The 23,425-nt window shown below is 33.5% G+C and carries 18 protein-coding genes and 1 pseudogene; 12 read left to right on the forward strand and 7 right to left on the reverse strand.

The genetic code is table 11. The features are described from left to right. Positions 1-63 precede the first annotated feature (63 nt). The gene (locus QE431_RS20585) at positions 64-1,206 is read right to left on the reverse strand and encodes a cystathionine gamma-synthase (RefSeq protein ID WP_307299806.1); all 1,143 of its coding nucleotides are present in this window, start codon (positions 1,204-1,206) and stop codon (positions 64-66) included. 104 nt (positions 1,207-1,310) lie between these two features. On the opposite strand from QE431_RS20585, the gene QE431_RS20590 reads away from it, so the two are divergent. After that, complete coding sequence (locus QE431_RS20590; protein WP_307299807.1) at positions 1,311-2,054, forward strand: DUF3298 and DUF4163 domain-containing protein; 744 nt, start codon at positions 1,311-1,313, stop codon at positions 2,052-2,054. A 125-nt stretch (positions 2,055-2,179) separates the two neighbouring features. On the opposite strand, the gene QE431_RS20595 is transcribed toward QE431_RS20590, so the two are convergent. The 3 genes from QE431_RS20595 to QE431_RS20605 form a co-directional block, all read right to left on the reverse strand. After that, positions 2,180-3,325, reverse strand: a complete 1,146-nt coding sequence (locus tag QE431_RS20595) for an ATP-binding protein (RefSeq protein ID WP_134142722.1) — start codon at positions 3,323-3,325, stop codon at positions 2,180-2,182. Positions 3,326-3,431: 106 nt separating this feature from the next. Beyond that, positions 3,432-4,187, reverse strand: coding sequence for an SDR family NAD(P)-dependent oxidoreductase (locus QE431_RS20600; protein ID WP_307299812.1), 756 nt, complete (start codon positions 4,185-4,187; stop codon positions 3,432-3,434). A gap of 192 nt (positions 4,188-4,379) precedes the next feature. Next, on the reverse strand, positions 4,380-5,255 hold the full coding sequence (locus QE431_RS20605) for an aldo/keto reductase family oxidoreductase (protein WP_307299814.1): 876 nt from the start codon (positions 5,253-5,255) through the stop codon (positions 4,380-4,382). A 213-nt stretch (positions 5,256-5,468) separates the two neighbouring features. On the opposite strand from QE431_RS20605, the gene QE431_RS20610 reads away from it, so the two are divergent. From QE431_RS20610 to QE431_RS20645, 8 genes and pseudogenes are all read left to right on the forward strand, one after another. Next, entirely contained in the window at positions 5,469-6,473 is a 1,005-nt protein-coding gene (locus QE431_RS20610) for a MoxR family ATPase (protein ID WP_017497457.1), read from the forward strand. Positions 6,474-6,553: 80 nt separating this feature from the next. Beyond that, positions 6,554-7,418 (forward strand): annotated as a pseudogene (locus tag QE431_RS20615) (DUF58 domain-containing protein). Between the two features lie 64 nt (positions 7,419-7,482). Next, positions 7,483-9,117: a hypothetical protein gene (locus tag QE431_RS20620; RefSeq protein WP_307299825.1), complete on the forward strand. Its 1,635-nt coding sequence runs from the start codon at positions 7,483-7,485 to the stop codon at positions 9,115-9,117. Continuing rightward, the gene (locus tag QE431_RS20625; protein ID WP_057115218.1) at positions 9,117-10,118 is read left to right on the forward strand and encodes a VWA domain-containing protein; all 1,002 of its coding nucleotides are present in this window, start codon (positions 9,117-9,119) and stop codon (positions 10,116-10,118) included. Before QE431_RS20620 ends, QE431_RS20625 begins: the two co-directional genes overlap by 1 nt. Before the next feature lie 164 nt (positions 10,119-10,282). Beyond that, on the forward strand, positions 10,283-11,317 hold the full coding sequence (locus tag QE431_RS20630) for a VWA domain-containing protein (protein ID WP_057115965.1): 1,035 nt from the start codon (positions 10,283-10,285) through the stop codon (positions 11,315-11,317). 132 nt (positions 11,318-11,449) lie between these two features. Further along, a complete protein-coding gene (locus QE431_RS20635) occupies positions 11,450-12,223 on the forward strand; it encodes a tetratricopeptide repeat protein (RefSeq protein ID WP_307299828.1) in 774 nt (257 codons plus the stop codon). A gap of 106 nt (positions 12,224-12,329) precedes the next feature. Continuing rightward, a complete protein-coding gene (locus QE431_RS20640; RefSeq protein ID WP_057115220.1) occupies positions 12,330-14,075 on the forward strand; it encodes a BatD family protein in 1,746 nt (581 codons plus the stop codon). 105 nt (positions 14,076-14,180) lie between these two features. Continuing rightward, positions 14,181-14,927 (forward strand): tetratricopeptide repeat protein, encoded by a 747-nt coding sequence (locus QE431_RS20645; protein WP_307299834.1) that lies wholly within the window; start codon positions 14,181-14,183, stop codon positions 14,925-14,927. 81 nt (positions 14,928-15,008) lie between these two features. On the opposite strand, the gene QE431_RS20650 is transcribed toward QE431_RS20645, so the two are convergent. The 3 genes from QE431_RS20650 to QE431_RS20660 all read right to left on the reverse strand — a co-directional run bounded on the left by QE431_RS20650 (position 15,009) and on the right by QE431_RS20660 (position 18,501). Beyond that, on the reverse strand, positions 15,009-16,556 hold the full coding sequence (locus tag QE431_RS20650) for a VWA domain-containing protein (RefSeq protein ID WP_307299836.1): 1,548 nt from the start codon (positions 16,554-16,556) through the stop codon (positions 15,009-15,011). Positions 16,557-16,964: 408 nt separating this feature from the next. Next, positions 16,965-17,534, reverse strand: coding sequence for a 5-formyltetrahydrofolate cyclo-ligase (locus tag QE431_RS20655; protein WP_307299839.1), 570 nt, complete (start codon positions 17,532-17,534; stop codon positions 16,965-16,967). Then, positions 17,521-18,501, reverse strand: coding sequence for a succinylglutamate desuccinylase/aspartoacylase family protein (locus QE431_RS20660; RefSeq protein WP_057115224.1), 981 nt, complete (start codon positions 18,499-18,501; stop codon positions 17,521-17,523). Before QE431_RS20660 ends, QE431_RS20655 begins: the two co-directional genes overlap by 14 nt. Positions 18,502-18,636: 135 nt before the next feature. Between QE431_RS20660 and uvrC the strand changes: the two genes are divergently transcribed. The 3 genes from uvrC (at position 18,637) to QE431_RS20675 (ending at position 23,400) form a co-directional block, all read left to right on the forward strand. Then, positions 18,637-20,436: an excinuclease ABC subunit UvrC gene (gene uvrC / locus QE431_RS20665; protein WP_307299843.1), complete on the forward strand. Its 1,800-nt coding sequence runs from the start codon at positions 18,637-18,639 to the stop codon at positions 20,434-20,436. A 78-nt stretch (positions 20,437-20,514) separates the two neighbouring features. After that, complete coding sequence (locus QE431_RS20670) at positions 20,515-20,982, forward strand: hypothetical protein (RefSeq protein WP_307299846.1); 468 nt, start codon at positions 20,515-20,517, stop codon at positions 20,980-20,982. A gap of 60 nt (positions 20,983-21,042) precedes the next feature. Next, complete coding sequence (locus QE431_RS20675) at positions 21,043-23,400, forward strand: patatin-like phospholipase family protein (RefSeq protein ID WP_307299848.1); 2,358 nt, start codon at positions 21,043-21,045, stop codon at positions 23,398-23,400. Positions 23,401-23,425 lie beyond the last annotated feature (25 nt).

Genomic DNA, 23,425 nt, shown 5'->3' on the forward strand with positions numbered 1-23,425 from the left:
AAAAATCCCAAATTCCAAAATATTACAATTGGAATTTGGGATTTTTTTTTTTGGAATTTCTCTCTAAGATAAAGCCTGTTCTAAATCAGCAATTAAATCATCAGCATCTTCAATACCAACACTTAATCGAACTAAATCATCCGTAATACCTACTTCTGCTCTTTTATCAGCAGGAATTGATGCGTGTGTCATTAAAGCTGGATGATTGGCTAGTGATTCAACTCCTCCCAGCGATTCTGCCAAAGTGAATACTTTTAATTTCTCTAAAAATGCTATTGAATCTTCTTTTTTGCCTGATTTAAAATCAAACGAAACCATTCCGCCAAAAGCTTTCATTTGCTTTTTAGCAATTTCGTGAAAAGGATGACTTTTTAAACCTGGATAATAAACTGTTTTTATCTTAGGGTGATTACTTAAATATTCAACTACTTTTTCACCATTTTCGCAATGTCTTTGTACTCTTAAAGCCAAAGTTTTGATTCCTCTTAAAACTAAAAAACTATCCATCGGTCCAAGTGTCGCACCAGTTGCAAATTGCTGAAAATGCAGTTGTTCTCCAAGTTCTTTGTCTTTTACAATTAAAGCTCCTGCAATCACATCAGAATGTCCTCCTAAATATTTTGTTGCTGAATGCATAACAATATCTGCTCCTAAATCTAATGGTTTTTGCAAATAAGGTGTTGCAAAAGTATTGTCCACCGCAAGAAGAATTTTCTTTTCTTGAGTAATTTTTGCTATTTCTTGAATATCAGCCAATTTCATCAATGGATTTGTCGGCGTTTCTACCCAGATCAATTTTGTGTTTTCGTTGATTAAACTTTTGAATTTTTCGATATTAGTCATATCCACAAAATGAAATTTAATGCCCGAATCTTTATAAATTCGAGAGAACATTCTATAAGTCCCACCATATAAATCATCCATTGCAATAATTTCGTCACCAGCCTTAAACGATCTTAAAACGCAGTCTGTCGCTGCAAGACCAGACGAAAATGCTAATCCGCGAGTTCCGTTTTCGATACTTGCCAAAGCTTCTTCCAATGCCGTACGCGTAGGGTTTGATGCTCTGCTGTATTCGTAATCTGCCAAAGGTTTCCCTGGACTTGTCTGAATAAAAGTTGACGTTTGGTATACTGGCGGCATAACTGCTCCTGTAGATGGATCATGGTGCTGTCCTCCATGTATAACTTTTGTATTAAATTTCATATAGTTATAAGTTTTAAATCTATAATTGTTGTACAAATTTACCGCTTAATTTATTTTATCGCGACACAACTTCTTACCTTTGTATATAATTAACACTTTTTGATATGAAAAATTACATATTTATAATCTTTTTGTGTTTGATTTTTACAAGTTGCAAAAAAGAGCTTTCATTTGAGAATGAAAGGTTTGAAGAAAAATCTAATATTCCGTGCAAAACTGATTGTCCGGAAATCACAATAGAAGTTCCAGTTGCCAAAAATATTAAAGTAATATCAGACAGCATTAATAAGAAAGTTTTCTCTGTAATAAAGGAGATTGTTTTTTTTGGTGAAGATTCAACAAAAGTCAATGACTACAAATCATTGTCTAAATCTTTTATTGCTTCGTATGAAGAAATGCGTCAAAAATTTCCAAATGACACTTTTGGATGGGAGGCGAAAATAATTGGCAATGTTGAATTTCAATCTGATTCGATTTTAAATCTTAAAATTGATCATTACACCTTTACCGGCGGTGCACATGGTTATCAAGGTTATCGTTCGATATTATTTAATGCGAAGACTGGAAAAACAATATTCAACAATCAATTATTTAAAAACGAAAAAGATTTTAAGGCCTTCGCCGAAAAAGCATTTCGGGCAAAATACAAAATACCAGCAGAAGCGAATATTAATGCAACAGGTTTAATGTTTGAAAATGATAAATTTCAGCTGCCGCAAAACATATTTTATACTTCAGAAGGTCTGCTCTTATATTACAACTCATATGAAGCCGCTTCATATGCAGATGGTCCAAAAGAAATTTTGTTCCCTTATGATGAAGTCAATAAGTACTTGAATTTTCATTAAATATTTTAGATTAAATAAATTCAGCATCTACACAATTTTTGTAGATATGCTGGATGTAGATGCACTGCAGTGCGTCTCTACAGAAAAACCTTTGTCACTTTGTTTCTCTGAACCTCTGCACCTCTTTATTGAACATCATACTTCATTTTACGTAAAACACGAAGTGCTTCTTTAAAGGAAGAATAAACATTTTTATAAGGTTTTAAAAGCAATTTGGCATCTATCAGCTTTTGTCTTGCCTCTTCAAAACCATTTAAATGACAAATCATAAACGTAGAAGGCAGGTTTTCTAAATCCTTCATTTCACGTTCAGACAATATGATATTTTTTTGAAGTTTAGCCAACAAAGCCATATTCGCATTGTATATATGGTACAACATTTTTCTGTTGAATTCTGGCGGCTGAAAAAGCATTTGACGGTCTATTTTATAGTAACCATTGTCAAAAAAATGAATAGTTTGTTCTTCCAGCGGATAATAACTCGTTTTATCATTTAAGCCAAGCGGCACATATTCTGTAATCGTAAAACTATCATCATCATAAAAAATGGTGACAACATCCTGCGCAGAATAGAAAAGTTTAATTTGCTCATTAATTAGTTCGATATCAACTCGTGACAAATACGTTTTATCCCGTAATTTTTTGGGAACACCAGCCCAGCAAATCACAAATAATTCTTTAAAAACATGATATTTCGGCGACATATCTTTATGCCTGAAATTCATAAAATCAATAACACCGTCTAAAGTATATTGAATGCTGTTTCGAGAACTATTTTCAATTCCGATTACAGTTTCTGTATTCTGATAGTTTTTTTCAACCTCTTCCCCACTTTCCAGCGGAATCGAATTACTGCCTCGCCTTATAAAAACACTATTAGCAAGAATGGTATGAATTCCTTTTTTAAAATAAGAAACTTTACTTTTTGGTTTTATAGTAACCAGACCAATCACTTTATCTTTTGGAAGATTTGGAAAAGGGACATTTTCGTATTGAATTTTAGGCGGATTTTCTAAAAAAGCATTTACAAGATTCTGAATTCGGCTGTCATCAAAAAAATCATCGCCGACAATTTCATTATCCTGATCTTCAACTCCAACAACGATATAAGAATTATTATTGGGATTTGAGTTTGATAATGCGCAAATGTGTTTGAGAAACTTGCCTTTTCCTTCTCGAGAATGAAGATTCAGCTGCCTTTTTTTATCATAAAAACTGCTCTCATCATTGTGAGCAAGCAAATTCTTTATCAAAAGGCGTTTATTAATCATTATTTAGACTCCTTAGAAAGTTAGATTTTAGACTTCTTAGATATTGGTTTTCAGATTTCTAAATTAATCTAAAGATCTAACTTTCTAAGAAGTCTATCAATCTAATTTAAATATTTTTCTTCACAATCGTAGAAGATGCCTGCGCCGTACTCATAACTACCAAGTCTGCGATATTAACATGATAAGGCCTTGAAACTACAAAATGAATAATATCAGCAATATCTTCGGCCTGCAGCGGATCAAATCCTTTGTACACGTTTGCGGCTCTTTCGACATCTCCTTTAAAACGAACTTCACTGAATTCTGTTGCAACCATTCCCGGATGAATTCCTCCAACTCTGATTCCGAACGGATTTAAATCAATTCGCATTCCAGCAGTTATAGCATCAACGGCATGTTTCGAACCGCAATATACGTTTCCGTTTGGGTAAACTTCTTTCGCAGCAGTAGAACCAATATTAATAATATGTCCAGATTGTCTTTCAACCATTTGCGGAATTATCGCTTTTGAAACATACAAAAGACCTTTTACATTAATGTCAATCATAGCATCCCAATCGTCTAAATCTCCATTTTGAATCGGATCTAAACCGTGGGCATTTCCAGCGTTATTAATTAAAACGTCAATTGTTGCAAAATCGCTTGGCAAAGCATTTATTTTTTGAAGAACATCTTCTTTATCTCGAACATCAAATGCTAAAGAATGTATTTCAGTAAAAGCTGAAAGTTCTTTTTCAAGATCTTTTAAACGGTCTTGGCGTCTTCCGCAAAGCACTACTTTATAATTATTTTTTGCCAGAATTTGAGCGACTGCTTTTCCAATTCCGCTTGTTGCACCAGTAATTAAAACTGTTTTTTTCATTTTAAATATTTTGTTTTAACACATAGAGGCATAGGCATATTGTACTTTGAAAGGCATTTCATTTTCATAATTATGTGTATGTGAAATGCTAAATTCTCTTTTCCAAAGCAATCATAAATCTATGTTTCTATGTGTTTATTTTTTTTCTACTCAGATAAAACTGAATACTGTCACTGCGACTAAAAACTAAAATTAAGGTACATCGTCACCCATACTTTCTGTCCAGATCGCGAACCAATCTTCTGTATCCATATTCAATTCTATTGCTTTTGATAAAGATTGAATTCTCGCAACGTTAACAGTACCTGCAATTGGAATTATTTTTGCCGGATGTTTTAAAATCCATGCTAACAGAAGTGTATCTGCTCCTAAGTGATATTTTTCTAACAAAGTAGAAAACAGTTTTTTCAAACGGCGAGTCTGTTTTGTATCTTCTCTAAAAACAGTTCCAAGCGGATTCCATGACAACGGACGAATTCCGTGTGTCTGCATATAATCTAAACTTCCATCTAACATTGCGTCATAATGTGTTGCAGAAAATTGTACTTGATTATAACTTACTTCTGTTTTCTGACGAATTAATTCGGTTTGTGAACTGGTAAAATTCGAAAGTCCAAAATCAATTATTTTTCCTTCACCTTTTAATTTTTCAACCGCTTCTGCGATTTCGTCTGCCTGCATTAACGGACTTGGTCTGTGCAGTAAAAAAACATCTACATAATCTGTTTTCAGTTTTTTCAAAGATCCTTCAACCGACTTAATAATATAGTCTTTCGAATAATCGTAATGTTTGATTTTGTTTTCAGGGCGTTTTTCAGCAATCATTTGAATACCGCACTTGGTAATTAATTGTAATTTTTCACGATCAATTTTACTGGCGTGAAAGGCTTTTCCAAAATCGGCTTCGGTCGTATAAGATCCGTAAATATCCGCGTGATCAAAAGTCGTAATTTTGTTTTCGATACTCACTTGTATCATGTTTTCCATTTCTTTGGTTGTAAGGTTTTTATCCCAAACTCCCCAATTCATAGTGCCCGAAATTATAGGCGATAAGACCGTTTTGCTCATAATAGTTATGCGTTATTTTTGGTAATAATTATGCTTTAATAAAACATAATCATCAAAGTTCTTAAAAATATAAAAATAGATTCACAATTAGTCCTTAAAATTAGGTCATTGGTCGAAGTTTTAACCATTCTTTAACATCTTACTTCTTAAAAAATATTCAATTTGCACTCTCAAAAAACAGGCGTACAAATCAAGGTTTTTAAAAATATTTATATGGAAGAAAATACAACGACTTTAGACATTAGAGCGATAAATGAAAAAATTGAAAGAGAAAGTGCTTTTATAGACCTTCTTACAATGGAAATGAACAAAGTTATTGTGGGCCAGAAACATATGGTCGAGCGTTTATTAATCGGATTGCTTGGCCAAGGACATATTTTACTGGAAGGAGTGCCAGGTCTTGCAAAAACTTTAGCTATAAATACATTATCACAAGCGGTTCAAGGTTCTTTCAGCCGTATCCAGTTTACGCCGGATTTATTACCTGCCGATGTTATCGGAACCATGATTTACAATATTAAAGCAAATGAATTCTCTATTAAAAAGGGACCTATTTTTGCTAATTTCGTACTTGCCGATGAGATTAACCGTGCGCCGGCAAAGGTTCAATCAGCTTTATTAGAGGCAATGCAGGAAAAACAAGTTACCATTGGTGACACTACTTTTAAATTAGATCGTCCGTTTTTAGTACTTGCAACACAAAACCCAGTGGAACAAGAAGGAACATACCAGCTTCCAGAAGCACAAGTTGACCGTTTCATGTTGAAAACAGTTATTGACTACCCAAAAATTGATGAAGAGCGTTTTGTAATTCGTCAAAACCTAAAAGGATCTTACGAAAAAGTAAATCCAGTAGTTTCTGTTGAACAGATTCTACGTGCGCAAGAAGCAGTTCGTGAAGTTTACATGGACGAAAAAATTGAAAAATACATCCTAGATATTATTTTCGCAACGCGTTACCCTGAAAAATATAAATTAGCCGACTTAAAACCGCTTATTAGTTTTGGGGCTTCTCCTCGTGGAAGTATCAATTTGGCTAATGCTGCAAAATGTTACGCTTTTATCAAACGCCGCGGATATGTAATTCCAGAGGACGTTCGTGCTGTTGTTCACGATGTTTTACGTCACAGAGTTGGAATTACTTACGAAGCAGAAGCAGAAAACATTACTTCTGTAGACATTATCAACAAAATCGTTAACGAGATTGAAGTACCTTAAAAATTTGTTTAAAGTTTCAGGTTTCAAGTTGTTGCAAGACTAACTTGAAACTTTTAAACTTTAAACTTTAAACAAATAAAATGGATACAAAAGAGCTTTTAAAAAAAGTACGGAAAATAGAAATCAAGACCAAAAGATTGAGTAATCATATCTTTTCGGGAGAATACCACTCTTCATTTAAAGGACGAGGAATGACGTTTAGCGAGGTGCGTCAATACCAATACGGAGATGATATTCGTAACATCGATTGGAATGTGACCGCACGCTATAACGAAGCTCACGTTAAAGTATTTGAAGAAGAACGCGAATTGACCATGGTTTTAATGGTTGATATTTCGGGTTCGGAATCTTTTGGTTCTAAAAATCAATTCAAGAAAGACATCGTAACCGAAATTGCGGCAACGATGGCTTTTTCGGCTACACAGAATAATGACAAAATTGGTTTAATATTATTTTCTGATACTGTAGAACTATATATTCCGCCAAAAAAAGGACGTTCGCACGTGCTTCGCATCATTCGTGAATTAATCGAATTTGAACCAAAAAGCAATAAAACAGACATTGCACAAGCCTTGAAGTTTTTATCTGGAACTCAAAAAAAGAAAGCCATTATTTTCATGATTTCAGATTTCATGTCTGATTCTTATGAGCATACTTTAAAAATTGCTTCCAAAAAACACGACATTACAGGTGTTCGAGTATACGATATCCGCGAAGAACAAAATTCCAAATTTAGGAATGGTACCAATGCTGGATGCTGAAACTGGAAAAATACAATTGGTTGATACAGGTTCAAAAACAGTTCGTCTAAATTATGAGAAACATTATCAAGACAAATTGAATTACTTTAAAGATACATTCCGTAAATCTGGAGCAGGAATTGTAAATACCAGAGTAGACGAAAATTACGTTACTAAACTATTAGGCTATTTCAAATCACGATAAAAATCTGGCAATTTTGATTAACAAATCAAAAATCGTTAATCTAAAATCAACAATCGTTAATCAAATGAAATTTAAACTTTATATATTTTTATTGTTCTTTTCTACCATGATTTTTGCGCAGCAGAAACCTGTAGAAACAAGCATTGATACCACAAAAAACAAAATTGGTGCAGAGTTTAAACTGACACTTAAAACTGTTGTAAACTCAAAATCAAAAGTTGAATTTCCGAAACTTAAGAATATTGGTGCTTTAGAAGTAATTCAGTCTTATCCAGTTGATACGGTTAAGAAAGATGACACTTACGAGTTAATCAAAAAATATGGTTTAACGCAGTTTGATTCTGGTCGTTATACAATTCCAAGCATCAAAATTTTAATTGATAAAAAACCTTTCTTTACAGATTCTATCAAAGTTGAAGTAGCCAATGTAAAAGTGGATACTTTACAGCAGAAAATGTATGATATTAAAGATATTTCTTCTGTAGATGAAGGAATGGGAAATTGGTGGATTTATGTTTTGATTCTTTTAGTAATTATCGGAATTGGGGCTTTTGTTTACTGGTACGTTAAAAAACGCCAGCTGAAAAAAATTGAAGAGGAAGTTTATAAAACCCCTATCGAAAAAGCGACAAGTTTATTAAACAGCTTAGAGAAAAAAGAACTTGTTCAAAAAGGAGAAATTAAAGAATACTACAGCGAATTAACAGATATCGCTAGAAATTATATCGAAGAAGCTATCCATATTCCAGCAATGGAAAGTACAACTTCTGAATTGATTCAGGCAATTAGAACAGCCTCAACTCAAAAGAAAATGACGCTTACGCCGGAAACGGTTGAGAATTTAGAACGTGTTTTACGTCAAGCCGATTTGGTAAAATTTGCAAAATCTAAACCATTAGAATTTGAAATTACAGAAGACAGAAACAAAATTCAGAAAGTAATTTTAACGCTGGATAATGCAATCCCGACAGAAGTTCCAGAAGATGTTGAAGATCAATTATTGAATGAAGCGCAAAGACAAAAACAAATTCAAGCACAGCTTCGTAAAAAACGAAATGCACGAATTGGTTATGCCGTTGCTGCCGTTGTGTTTTTATTAACGGCAACGACAACTTATTTCGTGGTTACTAAAGGTTTCAATTATGTAAAAGACAATATAATTGGTCATCCTTCTAAAGAATTATTAGAAGGCGAATGGGTAAAAAGTGCATATGGAAATCCAGCCGTTCTTATTGAAACTCCAAAAGTTTTAAAACGAGTTGATACAGAAAAAGTACTGCCAAAAGAAGCAATGGCATTAATTAAAGAAATGCAGCTTTTTGTATATGGAAGTATGATTGACAATTTCTATATTGCAGTTTCTACAAGTAAATTTAAACAGCCAACAGATATAGATTTATCTAAAGCGCTTGAAGGTTCATTAAAAATTATTGAAGCTCAAGGCGGACAAAATATTATTGTAAAACAAGAAGATTTTCAAACTAATGAAGGTATTCAGGGAGTAAAAGGTTACGGAACAATGACTATTCTGAACCCAGAAACTAAAACGAGTACAAAAGCATATTATGAGTTATTGCTTTTCAAGCAAGATCAAGGTTTACAGCAAATCCTGATTTTACATGAAGAAGGTGATACATATGCTAATGAAATCACAACCCGAGTATTAAATTCTGTTGAACTTCAAAGAGCAAACAACTAATGAGTAAGATCACTTTTTTAAATCCAGAATTTCTTTGGTTGTTCCTTTTAATTCCGATTGCTATAATTTGGTTTTTATTGAAACGCAACCAGCAGTTGGCTACTTTAAAAATGAGCTCGACCGCAGGTTTTCAAAACAGCGAATCTTTATTGGTCAAATTAAGACCGTGCTTATATGTTTTTAGAATTTTAGCTTTAAGCTCATTAATCATTGCATTGGCACGTCCAAGAACTGTAGATATCAGCAATCAAACCAAAACAACAAAAGGTATTGATATTGTAATGGCAATTGACGTTTCTGGATCTATGCTGGCAAAAGATTTAAAGCCTAATCGTATGGAAGCTTTGAAAAGAGTTGCTGCCGATTTCGTTGAAGAAAGACCAAATGACAGAATCGGATTGGTTTTATATGCTTCTGAAGCTTATACTAAAACTCCTGTTACAAGCGATAAAGCAATTATTCTTGAAGCCATAAAAGGTATTAAATACGATACAGTTCTCCAAGACGGAACTGGAATTGGAATGGGATTGGCAACTGCGGTAAATCGTTTAAAAGATAGTAAAGCCAAAAGCCGTGTAATTATTTTACTTACCGATGGTGTAAACAATGCCGGATTTATCGAGCCGGAAACTGCTGCCGACATTGCCAAACAATATGGAATAAAAGTATATACAATTGGTCTTGGTACAAACGGTATGGCTGAATCTCCATACGCATACGCACCAAACGGAGGTTTCTTATTCAAAATGCAAAAAGTTGAAATCGACGAAAGACTGATGAAAAATATTGCCCGCAAAACAGACGGAACCTATTTTAGAGCAACAAGCAACGATAGATTAGCTGAGATCTATAAGTCTATCAACAAACTGGAAACAACGGAAATTCAGGAATTGAAGTTCTATGATTATGATGAAAAATACAGAGGTTTTGTTTTATTTGCAGCCTTTTTATTATTGCTGGAAGTTGGCTTAAGAAATACAGTTTACAGAAGCTTTATTTAAAATCAAAAATTCCAAATTTTAAAATTCCAAATTCAAAGTTGAAATTGAGAATCTAAAATTGGATACTTAAATAATAAAAGCAAAAGTTAAAATTTGAAAGATTGAAATTTAATAACTCCAAAGTTTGGAATTTGGATTTTCAATATTGGAATTTAAGAAAATTTATGGAATTAGACGAAAAAAAATATTTATATCTCTTATTACTACTCCCAATTGTGGTGTGTATTTTCCTTTTCAATATGTATTGGAAAAGAAGAAAACAACGCGAATTTGGTGATTTGGAAATGGTAAAAAGATTGAGTCCAGAGAAATCAGTTTTTAAACCTGTTTTAAAAATAGTTGTGATTCTTTTGGCGCTTACCTGCCTAATTATTGGTTTGGTTAACCCAAAGATTGGAACCAAAATGGAAACTGTTAAACGAGAAGGTATTGATATTGTTTTTGCAGTCGATGTTTCTAAAAGTATGCTTGCCGAAGACATTGCACCAAGCCGTTTAGATAAGAGTAAACAATTAGTCTCTCAGATCATTAACAACTTAGGAAGTGACAGGATTGGGATTGTGGCATACGCGGGGAGCGCCTTTCCTGTTTTACCGATAACATCAGATTACAGTGTTGCCAAAATGTTCTTGCAAAGTATGAGTCCAGATATGGTTTCCTCACAAGGAACATCGTTAGATGAAGCAATCCGATTATCTTCAACTTATTTTGATGAAAAAAGTAAAACCAGCAAATTATTAATTCTAATTTCTGACGGAGAAGATCATTCTGAAGGTGCTGCCGCTGCTGCAGAAGAAGCCAATAAATTAGGAATGAAAATCATTACAATTGGTGTTGGAACAGAACGAGGAGGAACAATTCCTTTAAAAGAAAATGGTGTTGTCAGAGGTTACCAAAAAGATCAAAACGGACAAACCGTAACCACAAAATTAAATCAAGAAGGTTTAAAAACGATTGCAAAAGCAACTAAAGGCGGTTATGTTTACGGTGGAAGTACTAAAGAAGTTTTAGAATACGTAAAAAATGCTTTGAACAATATTCAGAAAACAGAATTTGAAGCAACGCAAATGGCCGAATTTCAATCGCAGTTTCAGTGGTTTATCGGATTTGCATTTTTATTACTGTTTCTAGACATTTTCTTATTAGAAAGAAAAACAAGCTGGATCAAAGAATTGGATTTATTTAACGAAAAGAAATAAAAAAAGTTAGCCACAAATTGCTCGAATTTACACGAAAACAAATTGGTTATTTTGTGAAATTCAAACACAAAAAAACAAAACTAATTAGTGTCAATTACTGAGATTCATGGCAAACAAAAATAAAAAACAAGAATGAAAAATTTACTTCTTTATATTTTACTCACGGTTTCTTTGGCGGTTTCTGCCCAAGAGAAAGACAAATCATTGCCTGCTGCCAATGAAGAATATAAACAGAATAAATTTGTTGATGCTGAGGCAAACTATAGAATTTCGGAATCAAAATTTCCTAAAAGATCAACAGCACCATATAATTTAGGAAATACTATTTATAGACAAAATCAAGTTTCAGAGGCTAAGTTTGCTTACGCGAAAGCGATAAAAAATGCCAAAACCAGACCTGAAAAACACAAAGCTTATCATAATCTTGGAAACGTTTTCATGAAAGAGAAAGATTATACGCAGGCAGTTGAAGCATACAAACAAGCTTTACGTAATGATCCGACAGATGATGAAACACGTTATAACTATGCTTACGCGAAACAAAAACTAAAAGAGAATCCGCCGAAAAACGATAAAAACAAAGACAAGAATAAGGATAAGAACAAAGACAAGGATAAAAACAAAGATAAAGACAAGGACAAGAATAAAGATAATAAGGACAAAGACAAGGATAAAAAAGACGATAAAGGCGACAAAGATAAAGACAAAAAAGACGGTAAAAACGATCCGAAGAAAGACGACAAGTCTGACAATCAAGGACAGCCAAAACCGCAGCCTGGAGGAATATCAAAAGAACGTGTCCAAAATTTATTAGATGCCGTTAACAATGAAGAAAAGAAAATTCAGGATAAAGTAAACGCGCAGAAAGTAAAAGGCAATCCTAAGAAAACAGAAAAAGACTGGTAAAATAAGTTTAATCGTTTAACCGTTAATTTGTTTATTTGATCAAGTAAAACGGATTAAACAAATAACGATTAAACGATTTAACATAAAAAAACGATTAAACAATTAAATGAAAAGATATTTAATTCTATTTCTACTCGCTTTTCAAGGACTTATGGCTCAAGTACAATTTGAAGCCAGAGTCAGCAAAAATACGCTTGGACTGAACGAAAGACTTCGTATAGACTTCATTATGAATGTTGACGGAGATAATTTCGAACAGCCTTCTTTTGACGGTTTTAAACTTGTTGCGGGACCAAGCCAGCAGATTAGCCAATCTTGGATCAATGGTCGAAGCTCTTTTCAGAAAATTTACTCTTATATTTTACAGCCTGAGAGAAAAGGCGCTGTAACGATCAAACAAGCCGCAATAGAATACAACGGACAGATCTATAAAACAAATCCGATTAAGGTTACGGTTACCAATGCTGTAGCTCAGGAAAGAGATCCAAGCGACAGACCTCCAGGATCTGGAAACGAATTGTTGAATTTAGTTGCTGAAATTTCAAAAACAAATCCATATCTAAATGAACCAATTACAGTTGTTTACAAACTGTATTTCAACAACATTGGTGTTACTGGATTTAAAGAACTGGCAAAACCAAAATACAATGATTTCTGGAATCAAAATATTGACATAAAACAATTGTCTATTGAAGAAGGAAATTACCAAGGACAGAGATGTTATTATGTAATCCTGAAAAAAGCGATTTTGTATCCTCAAAAAGCTGGAAAACTAACAATTGAACCTCTTTCACTTGATATTGGCGTGCAATTACCAACAAATCGCCGTGATATGTTTGGACAAATGATTATTACGGAGGATAATAAAGTAGTTTCAGCAGGAGCTAAAACAATAAATGTAAGACCGCTTCCTGAAAGCACAAAACCAGAAGGATTTACTGGTGCTGTTGGAAGACTGAACTTTACAGTTACGCCTTCTAAAACAACACTTAAAAATGGCGAAAGTCTCGACTTAATTGTAAGTGCACAGGGAACCGGAAACATGAAGTTGTTTACACTTCCTAAACCAGTTGTTCCAAATGCATTAGAAATGTATGATCCTGTTCATGATGAAAAAGTAACAACATCATTAGCTGGAATGTCTGGAAGAATCACAGATAAATATACCATCATTCCGCAGTACAAAGGAAAGTATGCTATTAAGCCAATGCAGTTTTCATACTTTGATTTGAGTTCGGGCACTTATAAAACCATCACTTCAAAAGAGATTATGGTGGATGTTTTAGATGGTCCAACACCTGCAGAAGCAAATACTGGAAGTACTGCTAAAAATATAGCTGTCAAAACAGAACAATTTAAAAACATCAAACCTAAAACAATATTAGTTGGTATCGCTAAAAATGATTTTTATGGTTCCGATTTATATTTAGGATTATTATTTGCTCCGTTCATCATCATTCCGCTGATTATTTTAGCTAAGAAGAAAAAAGAAGCTATTGACAGTGACGTTACTGGAAATAGAATTAGAATGAACAATAAACTGGCGAAGAAATATTTATCGCAGGCGAAGAAACATCTTAACAATAAAGAGCCTTTCTATATCGCACTGGAAAAAGCAATGCATAATTTCTTGAAAGCCAAACTGCATATTGAAACCTCAGAAATGAGTAAAGACAATATTAGAGAATTGTTGTTGTCTAGAAATGCAAATCCAGAAACAGTACAAAACTTTATTGCTTTGACAGAAAACTGTGAATTTGCACGTTATGCACCAGCATCAAGCGCTTCGATTCAGCAGGATTATGATAAGGCGGTTTTAATTATTTCTGAGTTAGAAAAACAGATTGTTTAATTTTTTTTACCGCAATCCCGATAGCTATCGGGAGCTAAGAAAATTGATTTAGATTTCGATGAATTTAAGTTCGCAAAGTTGAAAATCTTATTACATATTTTGAAAATGAAAAACATATTATATTTCTTTTTGTTAATCTCACAGGTTTTCTTTGCGCAGGGGCGCTTTGAAGCAGGAAATGCTTTATACGAAAAGGGGCAATATAAAGAAGCTGCACAGGTTTATGAAAACATCATTAAAGAGGATAAATTACATTCGGCCGAATTGTATTTTAATCTTGGAAATTGTTACTATAAACTAAATCAAGTTGCACCTTCTATTTATAATTATGAAAAAGCTTTGGTTTTAAAACCAAACGATCCTGAGACTTTAAACAATTTAAAGTTTGCCAAAAAGCTGACAATCGATGAAATTAAAGAAGTTCCTAAAGTTGGTTTTGCAAAACTGATTCAAAACTTCACATCGATTTTTGATTATAATACTTGGGCAAAAATTGCCATCGCAATTGGATTTGTATTTTTATTGAGCTTTATTGGTTATTATTTTTCAACCGCTACACTCGCTAAAAGAATCTATTTTGTTGGAATGTTTGTTGTTTTGATTGCTTTAGGTTTAAGTATTTCAGCTGGCATGTCTGAAAAAAGTCATTTTGACAATGATCGTGTTGCCATTGTTTTTTCTGAATTAAGCCAAGTTAGAAAGGAACCACAAAAATCAGCAAATGGTATTATTCTATTACACGAAGGAGCAAAAGTTTATGTAATAGAAAGTGTTGCAGGATGGAAAAAAGTAGAATTAACAGACGGAACTCAAGGCTGGATTGATTCTTCAACTATTAAAGAAGTAAAGTAAAATTTAAAAATATTCAAATAAAAAATTCCAAATTCCAATTTTAAGTTGGAGTTTGGAATTTTTATTTTTTGGAATTTCTAATTAGTTTACAGCATCAACCAATCTTATAAATTCTGCTCTGTAACCATCTTCATCATTATACAAACCAGATTTTGCTAATTTTTTAATGTCTGAAGTAGAACTGCTGGTAATGTATTTTGACTCTCGTAATTTTAGTCCGAACCAAGAAACTGCGGTTGTAAATTTAAAATCAGGAGAACTGTTTTGAAGGTCTGTTTTCCTATCTGCTATTACATTTACTATTTCAATACTTTTATCGCCATCAGGTTTTTTATATCTGAATTTTACGGTTGCCAATTCATCACTGTAATTTCCATCTCCTTTTTGTGTTTTAGTATATTTCAAATCAGATGGAACGTAATTACTTTCTACTCCAGCTGGAATAATTTCATACAAAGCCGTAACGGAGTGCCCGCTTCCTAATTCGCCCGCATCAATTTTATCATTTTTAAAATCTTCTGCATTGAGTTTTCGGTTTTCATAACCAATCAATCGATATGCTTGAACGTGTTTAGGGTTAAATTCAATTTGAATTTTTACGTCTTTCGCAATAGCAAACATCGAACCTTTAAATTCTTTTCCTAGAAAACGATTCGCTTCTTGAATATTATCAATATAAGCGTAATTTCCGTTTCCTTTATCAGCTAGAATTTCCATTTTAGAATCTTTGTAATTCCCCATTCCGAAACCTAAAACAGTTAAAAACACACCAGAGTTTCTTTTTTCTTCAATTAATTTCAGCATATCATCATCACTTGAAGCGCCAACATTAAAGTCACCATCAGTAGCTATCACTACTCTATTATTTCCCTCTTTTATGAAATTTTCCTGTGCTAGTTTGTAAGCTAATTCAATTCCTTCGCCTCCTGCTGTACTTCCTCCTGCATGCAAGTCATCAAAAGCATCCATAATTTCATTTTTATTGTCACCAGAAGTTGGCTCTAAAACAACACCAGCCGAACCTGCATAAACGACAATAGAAACTTTATCGATACTGCGAAGCTCTTTTACCAAAATTTTCATTGATTCTTTTAGCAAGGGCAGTTTGTTCGATTCATCCATAGAACCAGAAACATCTACTAAAAAAACGAGATTAGTAGCGGGCAAATTTGCCATGGGAATGTTCTTTCCCTGCAAACCAATTTTTAGCAGTCTGCTGTTTGTATTCCACGGACAGTCGCTGTATTCTGTGTTTATAGCAAAAGGATGCTGCCCATCTGGCTGTGGATATTTATATTTGAAGAAATTAATCATTTCTTCAACACGCACGGCATCTTTTGGAACTTTCTGCCCTTCATTAATAAAACGTCGAATATTAGTGTATGATGCATTATCAACATCTATAGAAAAGGTAGAAAGTGGTTCTTTAAGCGGAGATTCAAACGGATTTTCTTCTAATCCTGCGTAGCTTTCTGTGTTCGGTTCAATATACATTTCCTCTGGAATTTCATCTACTACAGCTGCAGCAGAATCAACTGTCTCATAACTTTGGTCTGCTGAATCAACTTTCTTACAGCTGAAAATAGTAAGTACAAGGAATGCCATCATAAAGAAATTAAGATTTCTCATAAAGTAAATTTTTAAAAATTAATAAAAGGTTATAGGCTTCAAATAAGGACTAGCATTCCGGATGTACTAGAAGTAATTATTTGCAATTTTCGAGTATGCAAAATCGTGCCAAAAAAATTACAAATGTTTTTCTTACGTGGAAATAAAATTAAAAACCTTGATTTTTAAAGGGATTTACTGTGAAATATTTTTTTCTTTTCCGTGTAAATTGTAGAGATGCACCGCAGTGCGTCTAAGTCAAGTAGATCGACAAAGATTATATTAGATGCACTGGAGATATTTTTTTGCCACAGATTAATGGATTTGAAATGATTAATCCTTTTTAATCTTTTAATGTGTGGCATTACTTTATATTTCTGTGTGTAGACGCACTGCGGTGCGTCTCTACAGAATATTAGAATGTAAAATTTAAAACTGATATATTCTCTCAGGCGTAACGCAATAATCCAATTTAATATCAGATTCGAAGACATCATCGATTTGATTTACAGCTTCAAAAAAAGAAAGGCCGATTTTGATGGTTTCGGGTTTGCATTCGGCAAGAAATTTATCGTAGAAACCTTTTCCGTATCCAATTCGGTTTCCAAAAATATCAAAAGCCAAAAGTGGCACAAAAACAACTTCTATTTTAGAAGAAGGCACTTCTATTCCGTCAACAGGTTCTGGAATATTGTATTCGTTCTTTTTAATTTTGGTATTATCAGTCAATAAAAAGTGATTCATCTTTCTAGTTTCAAAGTCACTTTTAGAAATCAGGATTTCTTTGTCTTTTCCAGAAAGTAAATGCAGGATAAATTCGGTATTGACTTCTTTATGTTCTTCAATAGGAAGAAAAACATGATAATAAATTTTATCCCAAATTGGCATTTGAATCAATTGGTTGGCAATTGCCAGACTTTTTTCTTCTACTTCATCAAAAGAAAGCGCTTTACGGAAATTTTTATATTCAATTCGAAGTTCTTTTTTAGTCGTAGACATTTTCAGGATTACTTTTAGATAAATGATAAATAGCGTCGCCTTCGTAAACAATTGGAGAATGGTTCGCATTAATTACAAAACCATCATGCGGTGCTTTTACTTTTTGCTCAAATTTACCAAATGGATCTGTAATAATAGCTAAGATAGTGCCTTTGGTTACAAATTTTCCGATCAAATTAAAATCGTGCAGCAACCCCGAACATTTTGCCCGAAGCCAAACCGATTGTTTAATATAAATAGATGGCTCATGAGATGGCTCAACTATTTGTTTCGGATCGAGCATATTTAAATAATGCAATAAACGTTTGGTTCCAAGTACACCTTGATTGGCAATTTCGTTATTAATATCCAATGATTTTCCGCCCTCAAAAAGAAGCATTTTGACATTGGCTTTTTCAGACGTATTTCTAAAAGAACCGTTTATATTTTTAGAGTATAACGTAAAAGGCGCATTAAAAACGTCTGCCAAAATTTTCAATTCGGGATTATTTTCGGTGATTCTGATCTGAGGCGCATTGAAACGACTTGCTCCTCCTGCGTGAAAATCGACTGCATAATCTAGAATTGGCAGAATTTCTTCGACAATATGATACGCAAATCTACTGGCAAGCGAACCTTTTTTACTTCCGGGAAAAACGCGGTTTAAGTCACGGCCGTCTGGAAATTCGCGCGATTTATTCACAAAACCATACATATTGATCACCGGAATACAGATTATTGTTCCTCGAGTAGGTCTGTTAATTTTTTTACTGATGATCTGACGGACAATTTCGACACCATTTATTTCATCGCCGTGAATTCCTGCAGAAAACAAAACCGTTGGGCCTTCAACCTTGGAACGGCGCACAATAACCGGGATGTTCAGTTTGGTCGTAGTGTGTAATCGAGCAATTTCGACGTTTATCGTTCTGTGTTCTCCCGGCAAAATCGATTCGCCAAAAATAACCAATGGAGTACTATTTTTCATCTAGAATTATAAAATCTAAATATAGAAATTATTCTTTTGATTTTGTAAATTTGAAACTAAATCAATGTTAAGCTTTATTTAGAAATCGGAATGGTTTTTGAAAAGCTTTTCGAACATCTTCAGAAACACAATAGAATGCAAAAACCAGCCTTAGATCTTCAAATTTTAACCTTGCCAGACAACCCCGGTGTTTATCAATATTATGATAAAGACGGGAAAATATTGTATGTTGGCAAAGCCAAAAATTTAAAAAAAAGGGTTTCTTCATATTTCAATAAAATCCACGACACTAAGAAAACAAATGTTTTGGTTAGAAAAATTGTGACCATAAAACATATTGTTGTTCCTACAGAGACTGATGCGCTTTTATTAGAAAACAATTTAATTAAAACTTTACAGCCACGATATAATGTTTTGCTCCGCGATGACAAAAGTTATCCTTGGATTTGTATTAAAAAAGAACCTTTTTCGAGAATATTTTTAACTCGAAGAATGGTAAAAGACGGCTCTGAATATTTTGGCCCTTATACCAATTTTAAGATGGTTTATACGATTTTGGATCTAATCAAAGAATTGTATCCGTTAAGAACCTGCAATTACGATTTGAGCAAATCGAATATTGAGTCTGGAAAATTTAAGGTTTGTCTGGAATATCATATCGGAAACTGCAAAGGTCCGTGTGAAGGTTTGGAACCTTTAGAGGAATACCAGAGACAAGTCAACGCAATTCGCGAAATCCTAAAAGGAAATTTCAAAGAAAGCTTAAAGGATTTTAAGAAATTAATGAATAATTATGCGCAGAATTTACAATTTGAAGAAGCGCAGAAAATCAAAGAAAAAATCGAAATTCTTGAAAACTATCAATCCAGATCAACGATTGTAAATCCTAAAATTACCAATGTTGATGTTTTCTCGATTGTGTCTGACGAAAGTGCAGCTTATGTCAACTTCCTGCAGATTTCTCACGGTTCCATCATTCGTTCTCATACTTTAGAAATCAAGAAAAAACTCGACGAAAGCGATGAAGAACTATTAGAATTGGCCATTGTAGAGCTTCGTGAACGTTTTAATTTATTATCAAAAGAAATCATTGTTCCATTTGAAATGGATTTGGGCCAAAATATTAAAACAACCGTTCCGCAGCTCGGAGACAAAAAACAGATTTTAGATTTATCAATAAGAAATGCCAAATTCTACCGCATCGAACAATTGAAACAATTACAAATTGTTGATCCAGATCGTCACGTAAATAGAATTATGGCACAGATGCAGAAAGATTTACGTCTTCCTGTTGAGCCTCGACATATAGAATGTTTTGATAACTCTAACATACAAGGAACAAATCCTGTTGCTGCCTGCGTGGTTTTTAAAGATGGAAAACCAAGTAAAAAAGATTATCGCCATTTTAATGTAAAAACCGTTGAAGGTCCAGACGATTTTGCTTCGATGACCGAAATTGTATACCGCCGTTACAAAAGATTATTAGATGAAAATCAGCCTTTACCGCAATTGATCATTATTGACGGTGGAAAAGGACAATTGTCATCTGCTTTAAAAAGTATTGATGAATTGGGTCTACGCGGTAAAATTGCCATTATCGGAATTGCAAAACGTTTGGAAGAACTTTTTTATCCAGGCGATTCTATTCCGTTATATCTGGATAAAAAATCTGAAACCTTAAAAGTCATTCAGCAATTACGAAATGAGGCGCACCGTTTTGGTATTACTTTTCACCGAGATAAACGAAGTAAAGCTGCGCTTAATTCTTCTGTAGAAAGCATTCCTGGAATTGGCGAAAAAACTATGCTCGCGTTAATACAACATTTTAAAAGTGTTAAAAGATTGAAACTAGCAACAGAAAAAGAAATTTCGGCCGTTGTTGGGGCATCAAGGGCTAAAAAAATTGTAGATTTTTATCATCCAAAAGAAAACTAATTCACTTTGAAAAAATACTTTTTACATATCTGTTTAAGTTTATTTTGCTCTATTTTGTATAGTCAAAATGATATTTCTTTGGTACAAAAAGACAAAAGCAAATTCAAGATAAGTTTGAAAACCAATTCTGGTTCCACGGATAACGAAGAAATCGAACAGACAATAGAAGTCAAAAATTCTCAAAATGGAATAACCCAAATCATTAAAAATATCGAAACGTCTATTACGGGAAAACCAACTCATTTGGAAGTTAACGATTATAATTTTGATGGTTTCACAGACTTCGCCGTTTTTCATACCGATGACGGAATGGGAGTTTATACGATTTACCAGATTTTTATTTTTAATCAGAAAACTAAAAATTTTGAGACTTTAAAATTTCCAACCCATTTCAATCCGAAATGTGATATGTTTTGCGATATAAAAGTCGATAAAACTAAAAAAACACTAAGTTCAAGCTGCAGAGGCGGCGCGAGAACCCATACGGATATTTGGAAATATGATCGAAACAAAAAATTAATACTTGCAAAAACAGAATCCTACTAAGATAATCTATTAAAAGCAAAAAAAATTGCCGACTTTTACAAAACCAATTAGTTAATTTTTATGCGCCTAAGCCAGCTGTCCATTTCAAATACTCGGTCAAAAGGATTTTTTTCCAATCCCAAAAAAGGAGCTTCTTGGGTCGCTTTTTTTTGGCAGGAAAAAATAAGCTTTTGTCTCTCGCAGTTTTCCATTTCCATCTGGGGCGTGGCATCGGTGCTTTTTACACTTTTTTTACTTTTCCCAGAAAAATCATTTTCACAAGAAATCAAAAAAGACAGTGTAAAAAGACCTAAAATTGGTTTGGTTTTAAGTGGCGGCGGCGCGAAAGGTTTTGCTCATATTGGAGTTCTTAAAGTTTTAGAAGAAGCCGGAATCAAAATTGATTTTATTGGCGGAACCAGCATGGGATCTGTAATCGGCGGACTTTACGCTTCTGGTTACAATGCTTCTCAAATTGATTCGATTTTCAAAAAGACCAATTTCGACGAATTAATAAATGATTATATTCCGCGTTCGTCTAAAAACTTTTACGGAAAAAAGAATGACGAATTGTATGCGATTGTTTTACCGTTCAGTAATTTTAGAGTGGGTATTCCAGAAGCACTCTCAAAAGGCATGTACAATTACAATTTACTCAGCAGTTTGACCAGAAATGTTCGTCATATTCGTGACTTCAATAAACTGCCAACACCATTTTTATGTATCGGAACCAATATTGAAACAGGCGAAGAAGTTTTACTTAACAAAGGAAATCTAGTTCAGGCCATGATGGCGAGTGCTGCTTTCCCTTCCCTATTTACTCCAGTAGAAATCGACGGAAATTTATTGGTCGACGGCGGTGTTGTAAACAATTACCCAATTCAAGAAGTTCGTAATCTTGGAGCAGATATTATTATTGGTGTTGATGTTCAGGACGATTTGATGAAGAGAAAAAACCTAAAAAATGCTACGCGTATTTTGGTTCAGATTACCAATCTCCAGTCTATCGACAAAATGAAAAACAAAATAAAAGATACGGACGTTTACATAAAACCAGACATTCGCGATTATGGCGTAATTTCATTTGATAAAGGGGAAGAAATTATTCGAAAAGGAGAAGAAGCAGCTTTTGCTGTTTACGAAAAAATTAAAGCTTTGTCTGATGAAACTACTTTTTACAAAAAACCAAAACTAAAAGTTGCGACAGACACCATTCAAATTCAGAAAATAAACACTGATAAATTAGACAATTATACTAAAGAATATATTCGTGGTAAACTTCGTTTTAAACCAGGAAGTACGATTACATATAATGATTTAAAAACGGGAATAAACAATTTAAATGCAACGCAGAACTTCAGTACAATTTCTTATTGTTTGCAGCCAGATGGAGATAAAGATGATTTAGATTTAGTTCTTCGTGAAAATCCAACGCAGACTTATTTAAAACTTGGTCTTCATTATGACGGACTTTATAAAAGTGGTATTTTATTAAACCTTACGCACAAAAAAACATTTCTAAAAAATGACGTTACTTCCGTAGATATTATTCTTGGGGATAATTTTAGGTATGATTTTAATTATTACGTCGAAAATGGTTTTAATATCAGCTTTGGTTTCCGTTCAAGGCTCAATCAATTTAATCGAAATGTAACAACAAGTCTAAGTAATCTGGTTTATGATAATCCTGGTGTCAATTTAATCAATGTTGATTTTATGGATATTAATAACCAAGCATATTTTCAAACGATTTTTGTACAGAAGTTTTTAATGGGCGGTGGTTTAGAATACAAATATCTTAAGATAAATTCGCCGACACTTTCAAATGAAGACAACATAATTGACAAAAGCAATTACTTCAGTGCATTTGCATACTTAAAATATGACTCTTTTGACGACAAATATTATCCAAGTTCTGGATTGTATTTTTCTACAGATTTACAAACGTACTTGGCATCGTCAGATTATACGAATACATTCAAACCTTTTTCGATGGCAAAAGCCGAGTTGTCTTTTGTAAATACATTATTCCCAAAAGCAACTTTTAAGATTGATGCCGATGCAGGTTTTACTTTTGGAAGCAGCAGCGTTCCGTTTTTTGATTACATTTTAGGAGGTTACGGCTACAGTAAAATCAATAATTTTAATTATTTCTACGGTTACGACTTTTTAAGTATTGCCGGAAACAGTTATATCAAGACAGGAATTACGCTGGATTACGAAATCATCAGAAAAAACCATATTAATTTTTCTGCCAATTTCGCCAATTTAGGAAACGACATTTTCAGCACAGTCGACTGGATCTCAATGCCAAAATATACAGGTTATGCTTTGGGTTACGGATTGGAAACTATAATTGGCCCAATTGAGATCAAACAATCATGGTCTCCAGAAATGTCAAAAAGCTTTACTTGGTTTAGTATTGGATTTTTATTTTAGCCTTTTATCAAAGAATAATTCAATA

This window comes from Flavobacterium sp. SORGH_AS_0622, assembly GCF_030818825.1.
GTDB lineage: Bacteria > Bacteroidota > Bacteroidia > Flavobacteriales > Flavobacteriaceae > Flavobacterium.